19 protein-coding genes are annotated in these 18,734 nt (G+C 54.5%); 4 read left to right on the plus strand and 15 right to left on the minus strand.

The window, feature by feature from the left end; all coding sequences use genetic code 11:
* Positions 1–33 precede the first annotated feature (33 nt).
* The 7 genes from QBD29_RS14420 to QBD29_RS14450 form a co-directional block, all read right to left on the minus strand.
* Complete coding sequence (locus QBD29_RS14420) at positions 34–213, minus strand: hypothetical protein (RefSeq protein WP_280098782.1); 180 nt, start codon at positions 211–213, stop codon at positions 34–36.
* The gene (locus QBD29_RS14425) at positions 186–482 is read right to left on the minus strand and encodes a hypothetical protein (protein ID WP_280098783.1); all 297 of its coding nucleotides are present in this window, start codon (positions 480–482) and stop codon (positions 186–188) included. Before QBD29_RS14425 ends, QBD29_RS14420 begins: the two co-directional genes overlap by 28 nt.
* A 216-nt stretch (positions 483–698) precedes the next feature.
* Positions 699–1,211 (minus strand): hypothetical protein, encoded by a 513-nt coding sequence (locus tag QBD29_RS14430; RefSeq protein WP_280098784.1) that lies wholly within the window; start codon positions 1,209–1,211, stop codon positions 699–701.
* Positions 1,212–1,215: 4 nt separating this feature from the next.
* Positions 1,216–3,165: an ATP-binding protein gene (locus QBD29_RS14435; RefSeq protein ID WP_280098785.1), complete on the minus strand. Its 1,950-nt coding sequence runs from the start codon at positions 3,163–3,165 to the stop codon at positions 1,216–1,218.
* Positions 3,166–3,252: 87 nt separating this feature from the next.
* The gene (locus tag QBD29_RS14440) at positions 3,253–4,368 is read right to left on the minus strand and encodes a hypothetical protein (RefSeq protein WP_280098786.1); all 1,116 of its coding nucleotides are present in this window, start codon (positions 4,366–4,368) and stop codon (positions 3,253–3,255) included.
* A gap of 324 nt (positions 4,369–4,692) precedes the next feature.
* The gene (locus QBD29_RS14445; protein WP_280098787.1) at positions 4,693–5,004 is read right to left on the minus strand and encodes a hypothetical protein; all 312 of its coding nucleotides are present in this window, start codon (positions 5,002–5,004) and stop codon (positions 4,693–4,695) included.
* A complete protein-coding gene (locus QBD29_RS14450) occupies positions 5,004–6,077 on the minus strand; it encodes a hypothetical protein (RefSeq protein WP_280098788.1) in 1,074 nt (357 codons plus the stop codon). Before QBD29_RS14450 ends, QBD29_RS14445 begins: the two co-directional genes overlap by 1 nt.
* A 211-nt stretch (positions 6,078–6,288) precedes the next feature.
* Here QBD29_RS14450 and QBD29_RS14455 point away from each other — a divergent pair, with 211 nt between their 5' ends.
* Together QBD29_RS14455 and QBD29_RS14460 are read left to right on the plus strand one after the other, a co-directional pair.
* Positions 6,289–7,764, plus strand: a complete 1,476-nt coding sequence (locus QBD29_RS14455) for an NAD-dependent succinate-semialdehyde dehydrogenase (protein WP_280098789.1) — start codon at positions 6,289–6,291, stop codon at positions 7,762–7,764.
* 204 nt (positions 7,765–7,968) lie between these two features.
* The gene (locus QBD29_RS14460; protein WP_280098790.1) at positions 7,969–8,460 is read left to right on the plus strand and encodes a thioredoxin family protein; all 492 of its coding nucleotides are present in this window, start codon (positions 7,969–7,971) and stop codon (positions 8,458–8,460) included.
* A 26-nt stretch (positions 8,461–8,486) separates the two neighbouring features.
* Here QBD29_RS14460 and QBD29_RS14465 read toward each other — a convergent pair whose 3' ends face one another.
* Entirely contained in the window at positions 8,487–9,428 is a 942-nt protein-coding gene (locus tag QBD29_RS14465; RefSeq protein WP_280098791.1) for a YeeE/YedE thiosulfate transporter family protein, read from the minus strand.
* A gap of 142 nt (positions 9,429–9,570) precedes the next feature.
* Here QBD29_RS14465 and QBD29_RS14470 point away from each other — a divergent pair, with 142 nt between their 5' ends.
* Both QBD29_RS14470 and QBD29_RS14475 read left to right on the plus strand, forming a co-directional pair.
* Positions 9,571–10,113 carry an RNA polymerase sigma factor gene (locus QBD29_RS14470; protein ID WP_280098792.1) on the plus strand — a complete coding sequence of 181 codons (543 nt, stop codon included), beginning with the start codon at positions 9,571–9,573 and terminating at the stop codon, positions 10,111–10,113.
* Positions 10,110–12,176, plus strand: a complete 2,067-nt coding sequence (locus QBD29_RS14475) for a VWA domain-containing protein (protein WP_280098793.1) — start codon at positions 10,110–10,112, stop codon at positions 12,174–12,176. The genes QBD29_RS14470 and QBD29_RS14475 overlap by 4 nt, the downstream gene beginning before the upstream one ends.
* A gap of 229 nt (positions 12,177–12,405) precedes the next feature.
* On the opposite strand, the gene QBD29_RS14480 is transcribed toward QBD29_RS14475, so the two are convergent.
* The 7 genes from QBD29_RS14480 to QBD29_RS14510 form a co-directional block, all read right to left on the minus strand.
* Positions 12,406–12,894: an Hsp20 family protein gene (locus QBD29_RS14480; protein WP_280098794.1), complete on the minus strand. Its 489-nt coding sequence runs from the start codon at positions 12,892–12,894 to the stop codon at positions 12,406–12,408.
* Between the two features lie 135 nt (positions 12,895–13,029).
* Complete coding sequence (locus QBD29_RS14485; RefSeq protein ID WP_280098795.1) at positions 13,030–13,869, minus strand: trypsin-like serine protease; 840 nt, start codon at positions 13,867–13,869, stop codon at positions 13,030–13,032.
* Between the two features lie 119 nt (positions 13,870–13,988).
* Complete coding sequence (locus QBD29_RS14490) at positions 13,989–14,474, minus strand: GNAT family N-acetyltransferase (protein ID WP_280098796.1); 486 nt, start codon at positions 14,472–14,474, stop codon at positions 13,989–13,991.
* A 1-nt stretch (position 14,475) separates the two neighbouring features.
* Complete coding sequence (gene glcF / locus QBD29_RS14495; RefSeq protein ID WP_280098797.1) at positions 14,476–15,765, minus strand: glycolate oxidase subunit GlcF; 1,290 nt, start codon at positions 15,763–15,765, stop codon at positions 14,476–14,478.
* A gap of 1 nt (position 15,766) precedes the next feature.
* Positions 15,767–16,108, minus strand: a complete 342-nt coding sequence (locus QBD29_RS14500; RefSeq protein ID WP_280098798.1) for a hypothetical protein — start codon at positions 16,106–16,108, stop codon at positions 15,767–15,769.
* Entirely contained in the window at positions 16,108–17,193 is a 1,086-nt protein-coding gene (locus QBD29_RS14505; RefSeq protein WP_280100975.1) for an FAD-binding protein, read from the minus strand. The genes QBD29_RS14500 and QBD29_RS14505 overlap by 1 nt, the downstream gene beginning before the upstream one ends.
* 60 nt (positions 17,194–17,253) lie before the next feature.
* Entirely contained in the window at positions 17,254–18,693 is a 1,440-nt protein-coding gene (locus QBD29_RS14510) for an FAD-linked oxidase C-terminal domain-containing protein (RefSeq protein ID WP_280098799.1), read from the minus strand.
* Positions 18,694–18,734: the final 41 nt, after the last annotated feature.

Raw genomic sequence — 18,734 nt, forward strand, 5'->3', positions numbered from 1 at the left:
GAAGGTTACGATGAACCAGAAATCCTCCGTTGTTCAATTCCTCAAATCTGTCCCAAAGGCCCTGACGTCAGACACCCAAACCCACATCGGCTGAATCCGCCACAACAAAACAGGGTTCCACCGCACCAGCGCAAGGATCAGAGCCACACCCAGCAGCCCAATCAGAAACAACAGAACCCAACCAATCACAAAATCACCCGCGGCGTCCGCCAATAAAACACCCCAAACGCAGGCCCCCAAATCCAACACAGCGCCGCAACGAGCACCGCCGCCGTCACCAAAACCTCACCCAAATCTTTGCCGCCGCCGAACAGGGTCAAAAGTCCCACTTGCAGCAGCATAAAACCGAACATCACTATGGCCGAGACCACAAGCCCTAGTCCAATTGCAGGAACACCCCGCATAGAGGCAACTGCCAAAGCCCCTGCCCAACCAGACAGAACACTGAACAAAACCGCAAAGGCGAAGATCATCATGCCCATGTCACACCTCCCTCGCACTGCCCCCGACTCGATCGGGGGCCTTTAGCCGGAAAGACCCAACGACAGGGCAGCGCCGAACTCGGGTGGCGCGAATGCGCCCGCTGGTTCGACAGGCCATTGCAAAGCAATGACCGAAAGAACGCCCATGGGGGAGGTCGGCGCAGCCCGTGCCGGGCACGGGCATGCTTCTCGGACAACTTAAAATTTCCAATCATTTTAATAGCTTATCGAATCTATTGCTTCTAAGTCGCGATTCAGACGGGACCACTCCGCTTTCAAATAAGCACGGCCCGCCTCACATAATTCATGATGCACATTTCCTCTTCCAACTTTTTCCTCATCGGTGTCCGCGCTTATGAAGATAGAATCTCCAGCGTCAGCAATCTTAGAAATTAGATTGCTGCCTAACTCTTCTTCGTCGTTAATTTTCATTTGGAAAACACTAATCAAAAATGGGACTTTGCTGTCGATATCTACAATAGAGTCGGCATCGGCAATAATCGCGTTAAACTCTGCTAGTTCTGTACGCATTTCCTCAATCCATTCTCTTCTAAAGTCCGCCATTTTAAGTTGTACTTGCAACTTGCGATCTATTCTCGCGTTAGAAAGTGCCTTTTGTTCTGAAGATCGCGTTGCAATTTGGGTGACCACAAGAGTCAGCAATGGAAGCCCCACAGTTGCAACCAACGCTTGATGGTTCGCTATCCAATTGTTCAATTCGATAAGCAAGTTGTCACCCTTCCTTCCCTTCCAAATAACGCCGCTTCGCCTCTTCATTCCGCCCAAAGTCTCGAACCATATTCTCAATCGCGACTTCATCCGATTTATCCGCATACCTAAACTCTGAATCCGCGTAGCGATTGATCTCTTGGATCACCATTTCCACCGTAATCGGCTGGGCCAGTTCGGAAATCATCGACTTCTTCGTCTCATAATCCTTGGCGATAAACAGGTCCAAATTCTCCATCCACTCGTCTGGCAACTCGAAGTCCATCGCCCGCACCTTAACAGCATCCGTGATGTTCTTAATCGCCCGCCCCGTGAACCTCGGATCGGCCTCCTGAATGCCCTTCAGATACGTCCCCAGCTTCGCAATCGTATCCAAATCGCCAATCTCCGACGACACCCGATCAAACACGTTCAGCAACCCCTGCTCGTGCGGCTTCGAATGGCTATCATACGATGCCGCTACAGCCTTTTTAATCTGCTGCGCGGCGAACAGCTCGTGATCGCCCACAGGGATGTCGTGGTTTTTGCCCATCAGCAGATGCAGGATGTCGATGTAATCCTCTCGCGTTTGTGGCCCATCCACGAGGAACCGCGCCCCCGCCCGTTGGCGCAGCGCGTCGTCCACGTTTTCGGGATAGTTCGAAAACATCCCAAAGGTACAATTCCCGCGCACTACCGTATTGGCCCCCGCGAAGCTTTCCATCAGCACGGCGGTAATCTCCAACTGTCCCGCTGAACTCTGCCGATCCCCCCGTTTGCCCGCCAGCTGGTCAATATCGTCAATCGTGCCAAAGCCAATCACATTTTGATCAATCACATTGTTGATGAACGACTTTGCATTCTGCGCTGATTTCCCCTGATAACTGTCGATGCTGTCCGTGCTCAGGTTCTCATACCGAAACGCATAGCCTGCATTGTTGCAGTAATCGTTAATCATCCCCGCCATCATCTGGATCAGCGTGGTTTTCCCCGTCCCAGGCATCCCATCGCCCATAAACGTAAAGATAAATCCGCCCAGTTCCGCGAACGGGTTCAGCTTGCGATCAAAGTCATAGGCCATCAACATTTTCGCCAGCTTCATCGCCTGATATTTGGCGATGTGGTTGCCCACAACTTCGTTTGGCTTCTTGAACGTCATGGTCAGTTTGGATGATTTCGCCTTATGGCTGGCACTGAATCCATTGATTTCAAAATCATCCGCTTCCACCCGGTAAGACACGTTTTCAAACGCCTCCAACCGCGGCAAGGAACCTGCCCGCAGCGCAACCTTTTCCATCAGCTTTTCACAGAACGCCTGCACCACATGCACCACGCCCGCTTCGTCCTTGGCAAACAGCGCGAGGTCCTGATCCAACTCCCACAACGCCCCATGCAGGGCCAGTTGCGGGTTGTCCGTCAGAACCTCTTCAACCGCGCCAATTTCAACGGTGCTTTCGCCCTCTGCTGCGGCCGTCGCCGCCACCAAATTCGCCGCCATATTTGCAAACACATGCAGCGAAATCGCGGCCGACGCCGCCAGCAATTCCCCAAATTCCGCCTTCTTCGCTAGGGCCAAATTCCCCGCGAGGTTATCCTTCAACAACTCCGACAAACCCGTCTGATCCGCATACTGATCGCTCACCACATGGGCCACCGCCAGCGCACGGCGCAAAGACTGCAACACAATCGCCTGTACAGGGGACGTCAACGGATCACTCTCATCCGCGCCCTCAATGCGATCAATCAGATGCACCCCTTCGGGCCGCGCAGTGGAGCGTGTCACCAATCCCGGCGTTGTGGATCGAAACCGCCGCCGCGTGCCAACACCGCTGGATCGCTCCTTAGGCGCCTCCACATCCCGCTTCGCCGCCAACCGAGGCGTATGGTCAAACCCATCCAGCATCGCCACAGCATCCGCATACTTCTCAAGGATCAACTCCTCCTTGAGTTCCATCAAATCACCTGTCTTGCTCATAATTCACCTTCCGAAATCGGTGGGCTGCAGCCCACCCAACAATCCTTTTTCTCTGCGTAGGGCGGGCTTCAGCCCGCCAAAAACCACTTAGCCATAACTCCGAACCTTGCCCTTACTTCCAACAACGTACTTCCGCACCCCGCGCAGGCCCTTTGGGTCGCGGTGGTCCAGCACCTGATACGCCCGCTGCGGCAGGATCAGGGATCGCCGCTGTGTTGTCGCCCCCGTCAACTCACTCCGATCATCCAGATCGAAAATTTCCCGCTCCACCGTGCTGAACCAGCCCGATTTCTCCTCTGCCACCTTTTTGGATCGCAGCGTTTCCACCGTCCAAGACAGCGCCCAGTCCAAGCCTGGCTCGCCTTCAGCCTCTGCCAAAATCTCTCGCAGGGGTCCTGATTGTTCCGTAAACGCATGGGAATACATCGGCCCGATGTGCACGCGTCGCAGTGTTTTGGGGTGCAGATCGTCAAAGTCCTGATCAAACCCCGTCGCAATCGTCACCAGCTTTAGCCCAGACACCGCCTGCGCCATCAGATGCGCCTGCACTTGGGGCCAGCGTCGCTCGTCCTGCACCAGCGCCGTGCGCCCACTGTCCACCAGCTCCATCATATAGATTGCAGGCAGGTTCGTCTGGCTGTCGTAACTCGCCCAATGCACAAGATACTTGCGCCGATCCCCATCGTTCCCACGCCAAATTGCAATCGGATCATTGGCGGCGAAAAACAAATCGCGCCCCGCCAGCCATTCATAATACAGCCGCTGGGACATGGCATATTGCAGGTTGGTCGGATGGGAATGTTCGTTCAGGATATGCTTCACCATATCCTTCTTAATCTGCTCTGGCTCTGACAGGTTTGCCAAATGCCGCTCCGCATTCAGCGCGTCATTGGCCATTTGCAACAGCTCTTGAAACACGGGAAAGCCGCTGTCCTGCCGATCCACCGACATGCCGTTTGGCAGCGCGCCAGACACCCGCCATGTCATCAGATATTTGTAGGACAGCGCCGTGAACGTATGGCTCAATCGATCCAGATAGCCGCGAATAATCTTGGCCTCTTCACGCCCAATCAACCCTTCATCTGTTGTGATTTCAGTCACCCCATCCAAGTGCCCGATGATGCGCTCGAACTTCGCAAAATACCGCCGCGTCTTGGCCGCCCCTTCAAGGTATTTGTGGTCAAGGGTGAGGTCAGCGGTCATTTAAAAATACCATTTCAATTTATAAGGGCTTTTGTCATCTTTTGTGCGCACAATCCATTGAATACCAAAACCAAGTATCCCTGAAACGATGAGGTGCAGCAGGATGAAAGGAAACCCAAAATAAAGGCCGACCAGAGCGCAAACCGCAAAAGTGGTAAAGGGAATATTCTCCCAAAATCGCTTATTCATCGTCGCCTTTCTCGCATCTCATTACGCACGCAATCGTGTAAACCTTAGCCGCCCTTTCGGGGTATTTGTGATCTAAGGTTAGGTCAGCGGTCATTTAAAAGTGCTTTCGTAATGAGGGCACCTAAACGGCAATAATTAATCTCCATCGCCACCGTCACCGTCACCGCCCTCTGAATTATAGCCATCTTCTTCGTTTTTGAACACAATCTCAGCAGCGGTGGGATCTTGTCTTCGATAAATCAAATAGATCAGATGACTAAATCCAAACCAACCACAAATAAGCGCGACCCATAAAAAAGTGCTTTGCCAGATTGCAACTGGGATGACGAGCAAACCAAATACAGGCCATCTCGCATACATGGCTAAAACGACCCAATCAGGTTCTTTCACATCCGCACGCCGAACGCCGTCTTGATTAACTCTTGGTGGGATCAATCGCTCACCCATCAAGCCCCATACAGGTTCTTGTCGTGCTTCTCGACGATCTTCTCAAACCGCCGCGCGAACCGCTCGTCTGACTTGGCTTTTTCTTCCAGAACCTTGCGCGCGAACACCATATGGTCTTCGTGCTTTTCCATCATTTCAGCCATACGCTGGTTCGTTGCCGAGCCAATCGCCGCCATCGCTGTTTGCGCTTCTTGGTCCGTTTGCACACCGATCTCGTTGATCTTATGCGCCACGTCTTGCTGTTGTGCCGTTTTCAAGGATTTCGTCAGCGCATCATACAGAACAACCCGTTGCTTTGTGTCTGTCTGCAGCTTGTTGATCAGCACCATCTGCGTGGCCGCTTGGTTCTGCAAACTATCGACCCAGGATTTGCCCTTCTCGATATACCGTTCCAACGTCTGGGAATTGGCCAGCTTCACTTGCTCGGCCTGTGCCAGTTCGTTGTATTTCGCGTTCATTTCGGCAAGCTGGCTTTCCAGCTTGGTGCGTGCAGCCGCATCTTGTTCCACGGAAATCTTGTTTTCCAGTTCAATGATGCTTGGATCCATGGCCAGCAAATCTGCCTTGATCTGCTCCAACTCGCCCACAGCGGTTTCGCGCTCCACCAGAGTTTCCTGCAAGTTGCCTTCAACCCGTGTCTTATGCTCGTTCAGCACCGCCAACTGACCCTGCAACAGGTTCACAATCACATCGGATTTCGAAATCAAATCCTGCAACTTATCGTCAATGCTGGCCGTGCGCATCCGTTCTTGGCGCAGGCTTTCGGACCGCGCTGACGAAAAGATACCAACAAAGGTTTCCCAGCCCGTTTTGGACCGCATCGCATCAAAGTCCTGCGAAAACGCGGAGGTTACATCATCCAAACCCATGATCAGTTCTGCAATGTTTGCATTCATCGCATCTGAATGCGCATGCACATCATCAAGGCTCGCATTTTCGATATCAATGGAAATATCCGCCGTCCCGATCTTGTCACGGGCCGTTTCAATTTTACTGGTGAGTTCTGCGATTTTGGACTGCGCCGCCTCCACCTGAGCCTGAGATTCTCTAATTTGCGCGTCAAAATCCGCCATGAACGTTCCCTTTCGAAATTTCGTTTTGTTTCCTCATATATAGGCACACAATTCGGAATATTTAATACCTAACTACTGCAATTGTTGCATTCAGCTGTGATTTTCTTGGCAATTTCAACTCCATAAGGATGGAATGACGCGGTTCCCTTGCCCTAGGGGCCGTTTCTGTGTCAGGACTGCGCCAAATTCTTCACCCGAACGGAGCCACACCATGCTGACGACAACTGACCTGAAAAACCTTCTGAACGATCCAACACTGCTGTGTGACAAGGCCCTTGTTGCAGGGGAATGGATCGACGCGGACAGCGGTGAAACCTTTGAGGTGAAAAACCCAGCCCGCGGTGATGTGCTGACCACTTTGCCAGACCTCGGCGTTGCCGAAACCCGCCGCGCGATTGAGGCTGCGGAAGCAAGCCAAAAAGCATGGGCCGCGCGCACAGGCAAAGACCGCGCTGCGATCCTGCGCAAATGGAACGATCTGATGATCGAAAATGCCGATGATCTGGGCATGATCCTGACCGCAGAAATGGGCAAACCCCTTGGCGAAGGCAAAGGCGAAATCCTCTACGGTGCGTCTTTCATCGAATGGTTCGCAGAAGAGGCAAAACGCGTTTATGGCGAAACCATTCCAGGCCACCAGCCGGACAAACGTATCACGGTTTTGAAACAACCCGTTGGTGTTGTGGCATCCATTACGCCGTGGAATTTCCCCAACGCCATGATCGCACGCAAGGTGGCCCCAGCTCTCGCAGTTGGCTGCACATTCGTGGCACGCCCTGCCAAAGAAACTCCGCTGTCCGCTCTTGCCATGGCGCTATTGGCTGAACGGGCTGGCGTACCCGCAGGCGTGTTCTCTGTTATCACAAACTCCCGCGCTTCCATCATCGGCAAAGAATTCTGCGACAACCCAATCGTGCGCAAACTCACCTTTACAGGCTCCACCGAAGTGGGCCGCATCCTGATGGAACAGGCCGCGGGCCAGATCATGAAAACCTCTATGGAACTCGGCGGCAATGCCCCATTCATCGTGTTTGATGATGCAGACCTCGACAAAGCGGTCGAAGGCGCAATGATCTCAAAATACCGCAACAACGGCCAAACCTGCGTCTGTGCAAACCGCATTTACGTGCAAGCGGGCGTTTACGATGCTTTCGCAGAAAAGCTCGCCGCCGCAGTGTCTGCCATGAACATTGGCGATGGCCTTGAAGATGGGGTCACAGTTGGCCCACTAATTTCCATGGATGCTGTTGAAAAAGTCGAAGAACACATCGCCGACGCCACAGCCAAAGGCGCAAAGATCATGGCAGGCGGCAACCGTCACAACCTCGGCGGCACGTTTTTTGAGCCAACGATCCTCACGGGTGTCACATCCGACATGATGGTCACAAACGACGAAACATTCGGCCCCGTTGCGCCCCTGTTCAAATTCGACACCGAAGAAGAAGTCGTTGCAGCCGCCAACGACACGATCTTTGGCCTCGCCTCTTATTTCTACTCCAACGACCTGTCCCGCGTTCACCGCGTACAAGAGGCACTGGAATACGGCATGGTCGGCGTGAACACGGGCCTGATTTCAACAGAAGTCGCCCCATTTGGCGGCATCAAACAATCCGGCATCGGCCGCGAAGGGTCTTCTCACGGGACAGAAGATTATCTGGAAATGAAGTATATTTGTACAAGTATCTAAGGGCTTGCACCGCAAGCCCTCGCCTCGCCAAGACTTTGCTTGCAAAGTCTGAGAGAGGCCGAAGCTGCGTAAAAAGATCCATCTCAAATAAAATTCCAAAGGGCGCCAACACTAGGCGCTCTTTCCCATTCTCACCCCACACAAACGTGATTTGCCCCACACGCCCGTTCGCGCCACCGTGTCCCAAACATCAGGGGACCCGTCATGGCCAAACGACGCAGCAAATCCAACCGCGCGAAATCCACCTATAAGTCCGAGATCAAAGCCACCGACCAAAAGAAACGCAAAACCCTCCGCCTCTTGCGCAACCTCGCCATCGCGACCCCTGTCGTGGGCGTCGCTGGGTTTTTCTCGGTCAAATCCGTTCAAGCCACCATCTGCGAAGCAGACCTCACCAAGGTCGGCAAAGGCGTCCCGTCAATCGTGCAAATCCACGACCCGAATTGCCAGCTGTGCGCGGCCCTGCAAAACCAATCCCGCCGTGCGCTCAAATCCTTTGAAAAGGACAGCTACCGCTTCCTCGTGGCCAACATCCGCACCGACGACGGCAGCGCCTTTGCCGCAAAATACCGCGTTCCCCATGTGACCCTCTTACTCTTCGACAAAAAAGGGGGAATGACCCAAGTGGTGCGCGGCCCCATCGACCAAGACGCCCTCGAAAACATCCTCAGCGCGCATATGAAACGCTACGGCTAACGCCTGTCATCTAGGCGCGATTAGGCTTAGTGTTCCGTTTCCAGAAGGGTCCACCCTAACGCCCGATACAAAGCACTGTGTCCCGCAATCAAAATGGCCACAACGCCAACCATACCGAAATACGCGACAAACCCGTGCAGCGCCATGCTCGGCATAACCCACAGCAGCAATGTATCATTGCCGCTTTGAACAAAAATCGCGCCAATCCCCATCAGCAGACCGCCACAAAAATTCATCACACTGAGCCGCAATCCACCCATCTTAATCTTGAATTTCTGGTTAAAAACGGATGACAAAACCGCCCCGACAAACAGCGCTAAGACAGACAGCTCAAACACCAAATCAGGCGTCGTTCCCGCCCCACTGACAAAGCGACCGATCAGCGCCTCATAACTCCAGTCGGCTTTTGTCACGAACAAAAGCGTCGCCGCGACCCCCATCACAACAAGGGCAAAGATCGTCTGCTGACGGCGACGATACAGCCGAATACAGCTCCATATCCCGAGGGCCAAAAACATGCCCAAAAGGACCCAATACAGCCAATCATCCTCCATCGTCAGCCGCACACCACGCGGCAACGGCTCCAACGCTGGAAGCCCTTGATGCACGTTAAGCGTCCGCGCCGCCGCAAGGCCGAGGAACGTAAAGATGAAAGACAGCTTCCCACTGCTGATCCGCCCGACAGACCCGATGAAACATCCCCCGTTGAGCCATGCGCCCAATCCCATAACGCCAACACCAATCAAAAGCGTCGATGTCAAACCACTGGCATTTGGCAAATTCAGCGGCATGTTGGAAAAACCAGCCAAAACAAACAAGGTAATCGCCGCCCAACTGGACGCCACAAGGATCCCCAACAGCCAATCAATCCGCCGCCGCATTACCAAACGTTCCGTGGCCGCCACCGTGCAGGTGCTGGCCCGTGACAAGGCAAATCCGAGGATGAAAGCAAAGATAATTGTGAACATTCAGAACAAACTCTCAACAACGCGCTGCCAACACTAGGCCAAACCACGCGCACATTTAGCAACACCAAGATGGGATTTTCACAAAAAAGTTCGCGACGCGCCAAGGATTGCCATTTACCGCGCGTCTAACCACATTATGCGGATGGAAACGAGCGACGAAAATTTGGTCACATTGGCCCAAACAGGGGACGCGGCGGCGTTCTCTGCGCTGATTTCGCGTCACTACGACCTGATCCACCGCATTGGTTTTCGTGTGCTGGGGTCCCAAACCGAAGCACAGGACATGACCCAAGACCTCTGCCTCGCGCTCGCCACCAAGATCACATCATTTCGCGCAGACGCAAAATTCACCACTTGGCTCTACCGCGTTGCCATTAACGCGGCCCGCGACAGATTGCGAAAACGCAAAACCCGCCAAAAAGCCACCGAAGGCTGGGGCGACTTTGAATTAAACAGCCGCGCCGCAGAAGCCGAAAATCGGGCCCAGCTTGACTGGCTCAACCAAGCCATGGCCACCCTGCCCAAAGACCTGCGCGAAACCGTTGCCCTTGTTTTGGGCGAAGATCTGACCCACGACGCCGCCGCAACCATCCTCAACATCTCGCCCGGAACCGTCAGTTGGCGCATGTCAGAGGTGAAAAAACACCTCCGTGCGCTCGCCCAGAAAGAGGAGCTCATCCAATGAATGACCTCGAAAAACTCCAAGCCGCCTTGCGCGATGCCTCCCCTGCTCCAGATGCAGATGCCAAAGCCGAAGCCCTGCGCATGGCCGCAGAAAATTTCGCGCGTATCCAAGAAAGCCAATCCGCTGCACGTCCCATGTCCGAAGCCCCAACATCGGGGTCCCTCTGGAAAAGGACCACAGCTATGTTCACATTCTCAAACCTCCGCCCAGTGCTTTATGCCACCTCTTGCCTTGTTGTTGCAGGAGCCGTTTTCGTGGCCTATGACCCGTTCAACGACAACGGACCAGCGATTTATGATGCGGATTTGTCTTCGGATGAAACCGTGCTTGGCGAACCCGAACCTGCAATTGTCTTAGAAATTGAAGAAAGCACGGTTCAGAACCGCTTGCGGGCCGAACCAAAAGCGGAAACTCGATCTACGCAAGACGCAACTAAGAAGGCTGCGACCGCTGGCAACCTTCAACAATCCATGGCTCAAAATCCCCAAACTGCTCACCGTGATCTTGAAAATGAGGGGCAACTGTACAGTAGCACCACAAAGCCGAAAATGCGGACACAACCAGGGGCTTTGAAAGGGGTTAGACTAAAGTCATACAGCGGGGATGCGTCACATCAGAAAAAACCTTTGGCGATGACTGCCCCACAAGACGACGCCATCATCGCGCCGCAACCCAACAATGACCAATTCACAGCCGCACCGGAAAACCCCGTCAAAGTCACGGCGGAATCCCCCGTTTCAACCTTTTCCATCGACGTGGACACGGCCTCCTATGCTTACGTCCGCTCAACCTTGCTGAACGGTGGACAATTGCGCCCTGATGCTGTGCGGATCGAGGAAATGATCAATTATTTCCCCTACGATTATGCCGCCCCCGCCGCCACATCCGATGTGCCGTTTTCCACCGATATCAGCGTGACGAAAACACCGTGGAACGCGGATACAAACCTCGTGCGCATCGCAATCCAAGGCAAAAAACCAGCCATCGAGGACCGTCCACCGCTGAACCTCGTGTTCCTGATCGACACGTCAGGCTCCATGCAGGACGCGAACAAACTGCCCTTGTTAAAACAGTCCTTCGCGCTGATGCTCACCGAACTGCGCCCAACGGATCAGGTGGCAATCGTCACCTATGCAGGGTCGGCTGGGACGGTTCTGGAACCCACCAATGCGGGCGACACCGCCACAATCCTAAACGCGCTTGATTCGCTCAATGCGGGCGGGTCCACCGCAGGGGGCGCGGGGCTTCGCGCCGCTTATGCGCTTGCGGATCAAATGAAAGCAGAGGGTGAAATCTCTCGCGTTCTGCTCGCAACCGATGGCGATTTTAACGTGGGCATTAACAATCCCAACGATCTGAAAACCGCGATTGAAAAGAACCGTGACAGCGGCACATATCTGTCTGTTCTTGGCTTTGGCCGTGGCAATTACCGCGATGACATGATGCAAACTCTGGCGCAAAACGGCAACGGAACCGCCGCTTATATCGACACATTGGCCGAGGCGCAGAAAACCCTTGTCGACAATCTGTCTGGCGCGCTGTTCCCCATCGCAAATGACGTAAAAATTCAGGTGGAGTTCAACCCCGCCACAATCGCTGAATACCGCCTGATCGGCTATGAAACCCGCGCCCTTAACCGCGAAGATTTCAACAACGATGCGGTGGATGCTGGCGATATCGGCGCGGGCCATCAGGTCACTGCGCTCTACGAAGTTACCCCCGTCGGCTCCCCCGCGATCCTCAACGATCCTTTGCGGTATGCCGCCGATACGGCCGCTTCGGACTCCTCCGAACTTGGCTTTTTTAAACTGCGCTACAAAACCCCTGGGGCCGCAGAAAGTCAGCTCATTACCACCCCGATCAGTCGATCCGACACGCCTGCAAACACAGGTTTCGCCGCAGCTATTGCCGGGTTTGGCCAACTGCTCAAAGGATCCAAATACACCAATTCTTGGACCTTAGGCGATGCCATTACGCTGGCGTCAGAAACGAAAGGCACAGACCCTTATGGCTACCGCGCCGAAGCAATCCGTCTGATGAAACTCGCCAAAGCACGGAAATAAACCCGCCTTCTTTTGGCAAAAAATATCCGCGACGCAGGCATTCCAATTTTTATGTCCTCACAAACGCCAACCCCCGCCGCATTTGCGTCGGGGGTTCTGTCAAAACAGGTCGCGCGCTCAGGTAGGGGAAACTCAGGGCACAGCGACGGCTCGGCCAGCCGATAAGGGACAGCGGCTGGAACATGGCGCCTCAAAAGGGGAGGTACGAGGCGCCAATTCTGTGTGTGATTTACGCTGTGGCTTTGGCCTTAGCGACTTTCTTGGCTGGTTTTGCCTCGATCGTTTTGCTCGCATCCGCAATCTCGATGCGGCGCGGCTTCAACGCTTCAGGGACTTCACGAACCAAGTCCACGTGCAAGATGCCGTTTTCTGTGGTCGCACCAACTGCACGCACGTGATCGGCCAAATGGAACCGTTTTTCGAACGTGCGCGAGGCGATTCCACGGTGCAAATACGTCACCTCTTCTGTGGTCTCTGCTTCGGCTTTCTTGGCGGAAATCACCAACTGGCCTTCGCGCATTTCAATGGTCAATTCGTCATCGGAAAACCCAGCAACAGCTACCGAAATACGATAGTCGTTTTCGTCTGTTTTCTCGATGTTGTATGGGGGATAGCCGTTTGTGTTTACATCAACCGACATGGCGCGATCCAACATGGACGCAAGACGGTCAAAACCAACAGTGGAACGGTATAGGGGTGCAAAATCATAAGTTCGCATGAGCAAACATCCTCCTTAAGAAGCGATATTTAGATACGGCCTTCCATCATGGACAGACCTGAGTTTTAGTCACCAGACCCCTTCATGGGCATCCAGTACTAGGTAATCTAGGAACACCCAAATGGGGTTTCAAGACTAATTTTTCACAAAAAATGAATTTTGTGTTCGACCCAATTGTTCGCTTAAGGATTTATCAGAAACACGCTTGCCTTTGAACACGCCTTTGTCGCGCTGCAACTGGTTCATCAACTCTTCTAGTGGGCTCCCCAATGATGTGCCAAGCGCCACATCACGGTCTTTCCACGTGGCTTTGGCCGAAATCACAGAAGCAATCTTTGGTTCGCCGTTTTCAATCACAAAGATCGGCGCGCCCGACGCCCCAAAAGACGCGCTACACGACAGCACAAATACCGCCATGCTCTTGCCCAAAATCTCGCAAGGTTCTTCAATCGACGGCATTTCAGAGCGATCTTGCGCGTAAGATACCACCTGAACCTGTGCGCCGATCACGGGACGCGCGGAACGACCGAATGGCGCAACTGCGGCGTTGCGGATGGAATGATCAAGCTCAACCAGAGCAATGTCATTGCCCACATTTTCAAATTCTGCAGTGCCGTTGTGAACGTATCCCCCATGCACAACAATTCGCCGCGCTTTGCGGTGGGCAGATGCCCGACCTTGGCGCCACCCTGCGGCAAAGGACACATCGCTCGGGTCCAACCGCTCTTCGTTATTTGGGTCAAATACGCAATGGGCCGCTGTCAGAACGAGGTTCGGCGCAATCAACGCCCCCGTGCAAAACCCGTCATTGGGCAGGTTCACACGCCCAACCGCTTGCCAGGCTTTGGCTTCATCCGCGCTCATCAACTTGCGCGTGGGGTCTTCGCCTTGTGCTTTTACGAATGTTTGCGCTGATGCACTGCTTGCGCACAGTGCCAAAACCATCATCAAAACCCGTGTAAACATATCTGTCATCCATTGCTCGTTGGATGCAGATTGCCCACAAACTGGGCCTAAAGAAGGGCGAGAAAATCCAATTACTGGGGCAAGGTTGCGGCAGCCCGCACAGTTACGCCACTTTTCTGACGCAACTGTTAGTTGGTTAACGCGTAGCGTTTAATCATCCGATCAACAGGCGTTCCATCCTTCAACGGCACGTCTTTCACCACGTCAAAGGGTGCAAAGCCGATGGCCGCATAATACCCCATGCCAGGCACATTATCTGCACGAATGCGGGCGTTGATTTGCGAAAATCCCGCCTCTATCGCCGCCGCCTTCGTGCGTTCAAACAAAGCACGCCCGACACCTTTAACTTTGTTGCTGGCCCGCGCGAATGTGGCGATATCGCCGATATCCTGTGACACACCATCCAAATGGTTTAACTTTTGAAAGCCCAAAATCGCGCCATCTTGTTCTGCCACAAACAGGCTGACAATTCCTTCCCCTTCAAAGTAATGCGCATGAAATGCGGCCAAGGACAGCACTTCCTCCGCCGCCGTCGTACCACCAATCTCGATAATCTCATTTAACAGCGCGCACATTTGCGCTGCATCCGCAGGGGTCGCTTCACGTACATTCATCTTAGCGTCTTTCCATCGCAGCGGGTTTTGGTCCGCCCGTTGCCCAATCCAGCAATTCGACGGTATGCACAATCGGCACATCTGTCCCGCTGCCAATCTGCATCATACACCCGATATTACCAGCCGAAATTACATCGGGCTGCTTGGCCTCTAGCGTTTGAACTTTGCGCGCTTTCAACTGCCCCGAAATCTCGGGCTGCATCAGGTTGTACGTCCCTGCCGAGCCACAGCACAAATGGCTATCCGCAGGCTCCACCACCTCAAACCCTGCCCGTTTCAGCAGGGTCTTTGGAAACGTCTTAATCTGTTGCCCATGCTGCAAGCTACACGCCGCATGATAGGCCACCCGCAGCCGTTGATCCGCTCCTTTAGGCATATCCAGCTTCATCAACACCTCAGACACATCCATCGCAATCGCGGCCACCCGTGCCGCATCTTCGGCCAATGGCCCATTGCGGAACATATGGCCATAATCCTTCACCGTGGTTCCACAGCCAGACGTATTGATCACCACCGCATCCAGTCCTTCGCCATCCAACTCCCGACACCACGCGGCAATGTTTTTACCCGCCGCCCCATGGCTCTCGGCGGTTTTGCCCATGTGATGGGTCAGCGCCCCACAGCACCCCTGCCCGTCCGCAATCACCACATCACAGCCCAGACGGCGCAACAGCCGAATGGTGGCATCATTGATATCCGTGTTCAGCGCCCGCTGCGCACAGCCCGTCATCAGCGCCACACGCAACTTGCGTTCGCCAATGGCAGGAAAAACCCGCGCATCATCATTGCGACTAACTGCAGGAATGGTCTTTGGTGCCATCTCCAGCATCGCTTTAAGACGCGGATCAGGCATAAACCGCGCAAACGGCCGCCCGATCTTTGCGCCCAGCAATGCCACACGGAACCGTTTCGGATAGGGCAGGATCTTCGCCAGCACTCCCCGCAACACCCGCTCCATCACAGGCCGTTTATAGGTCTGTTCGATATACTCGCGCGCATGATCCACCAAATGCATATAATGCACTCCTGACGGACAGGTGGTCATACAGGCCAGACACGACAAACACCGATCCACATGTTTAACGGTTTTTTCATCCGCAGGACGCCCCGTTTCCAGCATGTCCTTAATCATGTAAATCCGCCCGCGCGGGCTATCCAACTCATCGCCCAGCACCTGATAGGTCGGGCAGGTCGCCGTGCAAAATCCGCAATGCACGCAGGATCGCAGAATGTCATTTGACCGCTTGATCGCAGGATCATTCAGTTGCTCTGGCGAAAACTCTGTTCTCATATCAAAACCCGCTGAACACGACGGCAGGCAACACCGCTGTCGCAACACCGCTCACCAGCAAGGCCCCGACATACGGCCAACCGCCCAAATCCTTCCACCACCGCAACGCTTGCGCTGGGATCACAGCAACAGCCGCAAACATAGACATCAACGCGCTTGCCCGTCCGATACCATTAAACCAATCGTCAGGCCCCGATGACGGCGGCACGGGCCACAAAGCCCAAACACCCAGAACAACGGCGGTCATCGCCAAGGCCATCAGAAACGGCCTGCCCTTGGGCATGGTCGCTAAAATCAACCAAACCAATATCATTGGCGCAAACAAAATAACTACAACTGCCATTATCCCATCAACCTCTCATTTAAAATTCCACGTGGATCAAACTGCGACCGCAACCCTTGGCTTATTGCTGCCAATGCCCCGATTTCTGGCTCAAACACTGGGCCCACGCCAGCTCCGCGCATTAACGTGGCATGTCCTGCAATCCCAGACAGCGCCCCGCGCACGTCTGTGGCCTCGGCAACCTCGGCCCAAACCAAGCCCCCGCCCCAATCATACAGCAGTGTTGCACCATCGAGCGCCGCCGCCACACGGGGCCCATCGGATGGTTTTACCGATATCCGCCACACATCCCCTTTGCCACCCGCAAACTTAACCGCATCCCGTACAGCCGCCCAATCCGCCGCCCTGTTTAATGACACATCCCCAAACCGCGCCAAAACCTTCGACAACTCCGCCGCGCGATACGCCACGGAGTCTTCAAACCCTTCCAAACGCAGCATCGTCACGCCCGCATCTGGATCATGGGCCGCCCCTGAAACCTCAAAAGGTGAACCGAGCGCCTCTGACATGGCTTCAACCGCCCGTACATCATCCAACCCTCGCAGCTCAACTGTCACGGTTGCCTCAATGCCAGGCAGCACTTTAAACGCCACCTCACTCAAAACCCCGAGCGTACCATGGCTCCCGCACATCAGCTTCACCAGATCATAGCCCGTGACGTTTTTCATCACGCGCCCCCCGTTCTTGATGATATCGCCGCGTCCATCCACAAACCGCACGCCGATCAAACTGTCCCGACAGGCCCCTGCCTGAATGCGCCGTGGCCCTGATACATTCGCCGCGACCACACCACCAATGGTGCTTTCACCGTCCGTTCCCAACACGGCATTCGCCCGCATCGGTTCAAACGGCAACCGCTGGTTTTCTGCCTTCAGCGCGTCTTCAATCTGCTGCAACGGCGTCCCTGCCCCCGCCACAATCGTCAATGCTCCAGGGTCATACAGCGATATCCCCGACAGCCCAGCCGTCGACAAAACCTCGCCCGCACATCGCCCCACAGGCCGTGTACCGCCCCCCATGATGCGCAACGGTCCTTCTGCCTTGCGCACCAGTTCACTCAACGCTGCTTCGCTCTCAGCTGTCATCATCTTCTTTGGTCCATAAATATTCTGGGGGCGCGCACTGCGCGGGGGCAAAGCCCCTGATTACTCCGCCGCAAGGCGCCGTGCTTCCGTTACACCCAAAGGAAACACCTTTGACGGGTTCAACAGCCACGCAGGATCAAACACATCCTTCACCCGCAACTGCGCCTCCATATCCACCGTGTCGAACTGTGAATACATCAGGTCGCGCTTTTCCACCCCAACGCCGTGTTCGCCCGTTAAACAGCCACCCACATCCACACACAGCTTCAGAATCTCCGCGCCCATTGCCTCGCATTTCTGCAAATCGCCCTCTTTGTTGGCATCAAACAGGATCAACGGGTGCATATTGCCATCCCCGGCATGGAACACATTCCCCACGCCCAGCCCGTATTCTTCGGACAACTCTCCAATCCGTTTCAACACAAACGGCAATTCGGACACAGGGATCGTGCCATCCAAACACATATAGTCGTTGATCTGCCCCATGGCCCCAAACGCCGATTTGCGCCCCAACCAAATGGCAGCACTCTCTGCCTCGGACGTGCTTTCGCAAAACTCTACAGGAGAGTGCTTGGCCGCAATCTGACGGATCAGACCCAACTGCATATCAATCTCGGCCTCTGATCCTTCCACTTCAATGATCAGCACCGCCTCACATTCGGGATATCCCGCCTGCGCGTGCTTTTCGACCACTTCCAGAACCTTGCGATCCATGAACTCGATGGCCACGGGCAACACACCTGCCTTGATAATGTCGGACACACAGGCTCCCGCCACCTCATTGCTGTCAAACCCAACCAGCGCGGGCCGCGCGCCTTCGGGTTTGCGCAAAATGCGCAGCGTGGCTTCGGTCACGACGCCCAACTGCCCTTCGGACCCACAAATCAGACCCAGCAAATCCAATCCACCCGCATCCAGATGCGCGCCACCAATTTCAACCACCGTGCCATCCATCATGACCATGGTCACACCAAGGAGGTTGTTCGTTGTCACGCCATATTTCAAACAGTGCGCCCCGCCTGAATTCATTGCGATGTTTCCCGCAATGGCACAGGCCAATTGGGATGAAGGATCAGGGGCATAAAAGAAATCTTCTTCTTCGACCGCTCCTGTCACGCTCAGGTTCGTGCGCCCAGATTGCACGCGAATAAACCGATCCGCGTAATTCGTCTCGATCACATCATTCAACCGCGCCACGCCCAGGATCACACAATCCGCCGTTGGCAACGCCCCACCCGCCAGCGATGTGCCCGATCCGCGCGGCACAACGGGTACGCCCATGTCATGACAGACCTTCAAAATCGCTGACACCTCTGCCGTGTTGCTTGGCAACACCGCCGCCAATGGGGGGCATTTATACGCCGTTAACGCATCACATTCGTACACCCGCGTTTCATGGGGCTCGTGAATGACCGCATCCATGGGCAAAACCGCCTGCAAGCACGCAACAATTTCGGATTTGCGCGATAGAATCTGCGCATTTGGGGCAGGCATTTGCATGGTATGTTTCCACTTTTCAGTATTTGGTCAAATAATATTAC

Origin of the sequence: Amylibacter sp. IMCC11727 (assembly GCF_029854195.1) — a bacterium.
Taxonomy (GTDB): domain Bacteria; phylum Pseudomonadota; class Alphaproteobacteria; order Rhodobacterales; family Rhodobacteraceae; genus Amylibacter.

Excerpts from the sequence above, each read along its gene's own strand:
- QBD29_RS14440 (WP_280098786.1), bottom strand. The coding sequence starts at position 4,368 with ATGACCGCTGACCTCACCCTTGACCACAAATACCTTGAAGGGGCGGCC.
- QBD29_RS14470 (WP_280098792.1), top strand. The coding sequence starts at position 9,571 with ATGGAAACGAGCGACGAAAATTTGGTCACATTGGCCCAAACAGGGGAC.
- QBD29_RS14475 (WP_280098793.1), top strand. The coding sequence starts at position 10,110 with ATGAATGACCTCGAAAAACTCCAAGCCGCCTTGCGCGATGCCTCCCCT.
- QBD29_RS14490 (WP_280098796.1), bottom strand. The coding sequence starts at position 14,474 with ATGAATGTACGTGAAGCGACCCCTGCGGATGCAGCGCAAATGTGCGCG.
- QBD29_RS14480 (WP_280098794.1), bottom strand. The coding sequence starts at position 12,894 with ATGCGAACTTATGATTTTGCACCCCTATACCGTTCCACTGTTGGTTTT.
- QBD29_RS14450 (WP_280098788.1), bottom strand. The coding sequence starts at position 6,077 with ATGGCGGATTTTGACGCGCAAATTAGAGAATCTCAGGCTCAGGTGGAG.
- QBD29_RS14460 (WP_280098790.1), top strand. The coding sequence starts at position 7,969 with ATGGCCAAACGACGCAGCAAATCCAACCGCGCGAAATCCACCTATAAG.
- QBD29_RS14445 (WP_280098787.1), bottom strand. The coding sequence starts at position 5,004 with ATGGGTGAGCGATTGATCCCACCAAGAGTTAATCAAGACGGCGTTCGG.
- QBD29_RS14510 (WP_280098799.1), bottom strand. The coding sequence starts at position 18,693 with ATGCAAATGCCTGCCCCAAATGCGCAGATTCTATCGCGCAAATCCGAA.
- QBD29_RS14500 (WP_280098798.1), bottom strand. The coding sequence starts at position 16,108 with ATGGCAGTTGTAGTTATTTTGTTTGCGCCAATGATATTGGTTTGGTTG.
- QBD29_RS14485 (WP_280098795.1), bottom strand. The coding sequence starts at position 13,869 with ATGACAGATATGTTTACACGGGTTTTGATGATGGTTTTGGCACTGTGC.
- QBD29_RS14425 (WP_280098783.1), bottom strand. The coding sequence starts at position 482 with ATGGGCATGATGATCTTCGCCTTTGCGGTTTTGTTCAGTGTTCTGTCT.
- QBD29_RS14505 (WP_280100975.1), bottom strand. The coding sequence starts at position 17,193 with ATGACAGCTGAGAGCGAAGCAGCGTTGAGTGAACTGGTGCGCAAGGCA.
- QBD29_RS14465 (WP_280098791.1), bottom strand. The coding sequence starts at position 9,428 with ATGTTCACAATTATCTTTGCTTTCATCCTCGGATTTGCCTTGTCACGG.
- QBD29_RS14435 (WP_280098785.1), bottom strand. The coding sequence starts at position 3,165 with ATGAGCAAGACAGGTGATTTGATGGAACTCAAGGAGGAGTTGATCCTT.
- glcF (WP_280098797.1), bottom strand. The coding sequence starts at position 15,765 with ATGAGAACAGAGTTTTCGCCAGAGCAACTGAATGATCCTGCGATCAAG.
- QBD29_RS14455 (WP_280098789.1), top strand. The coding sequence starts at position 6,289 with ATGCTGACGACAACTGACCTGAAAAACCTTCTGAACGATCCAACACTG.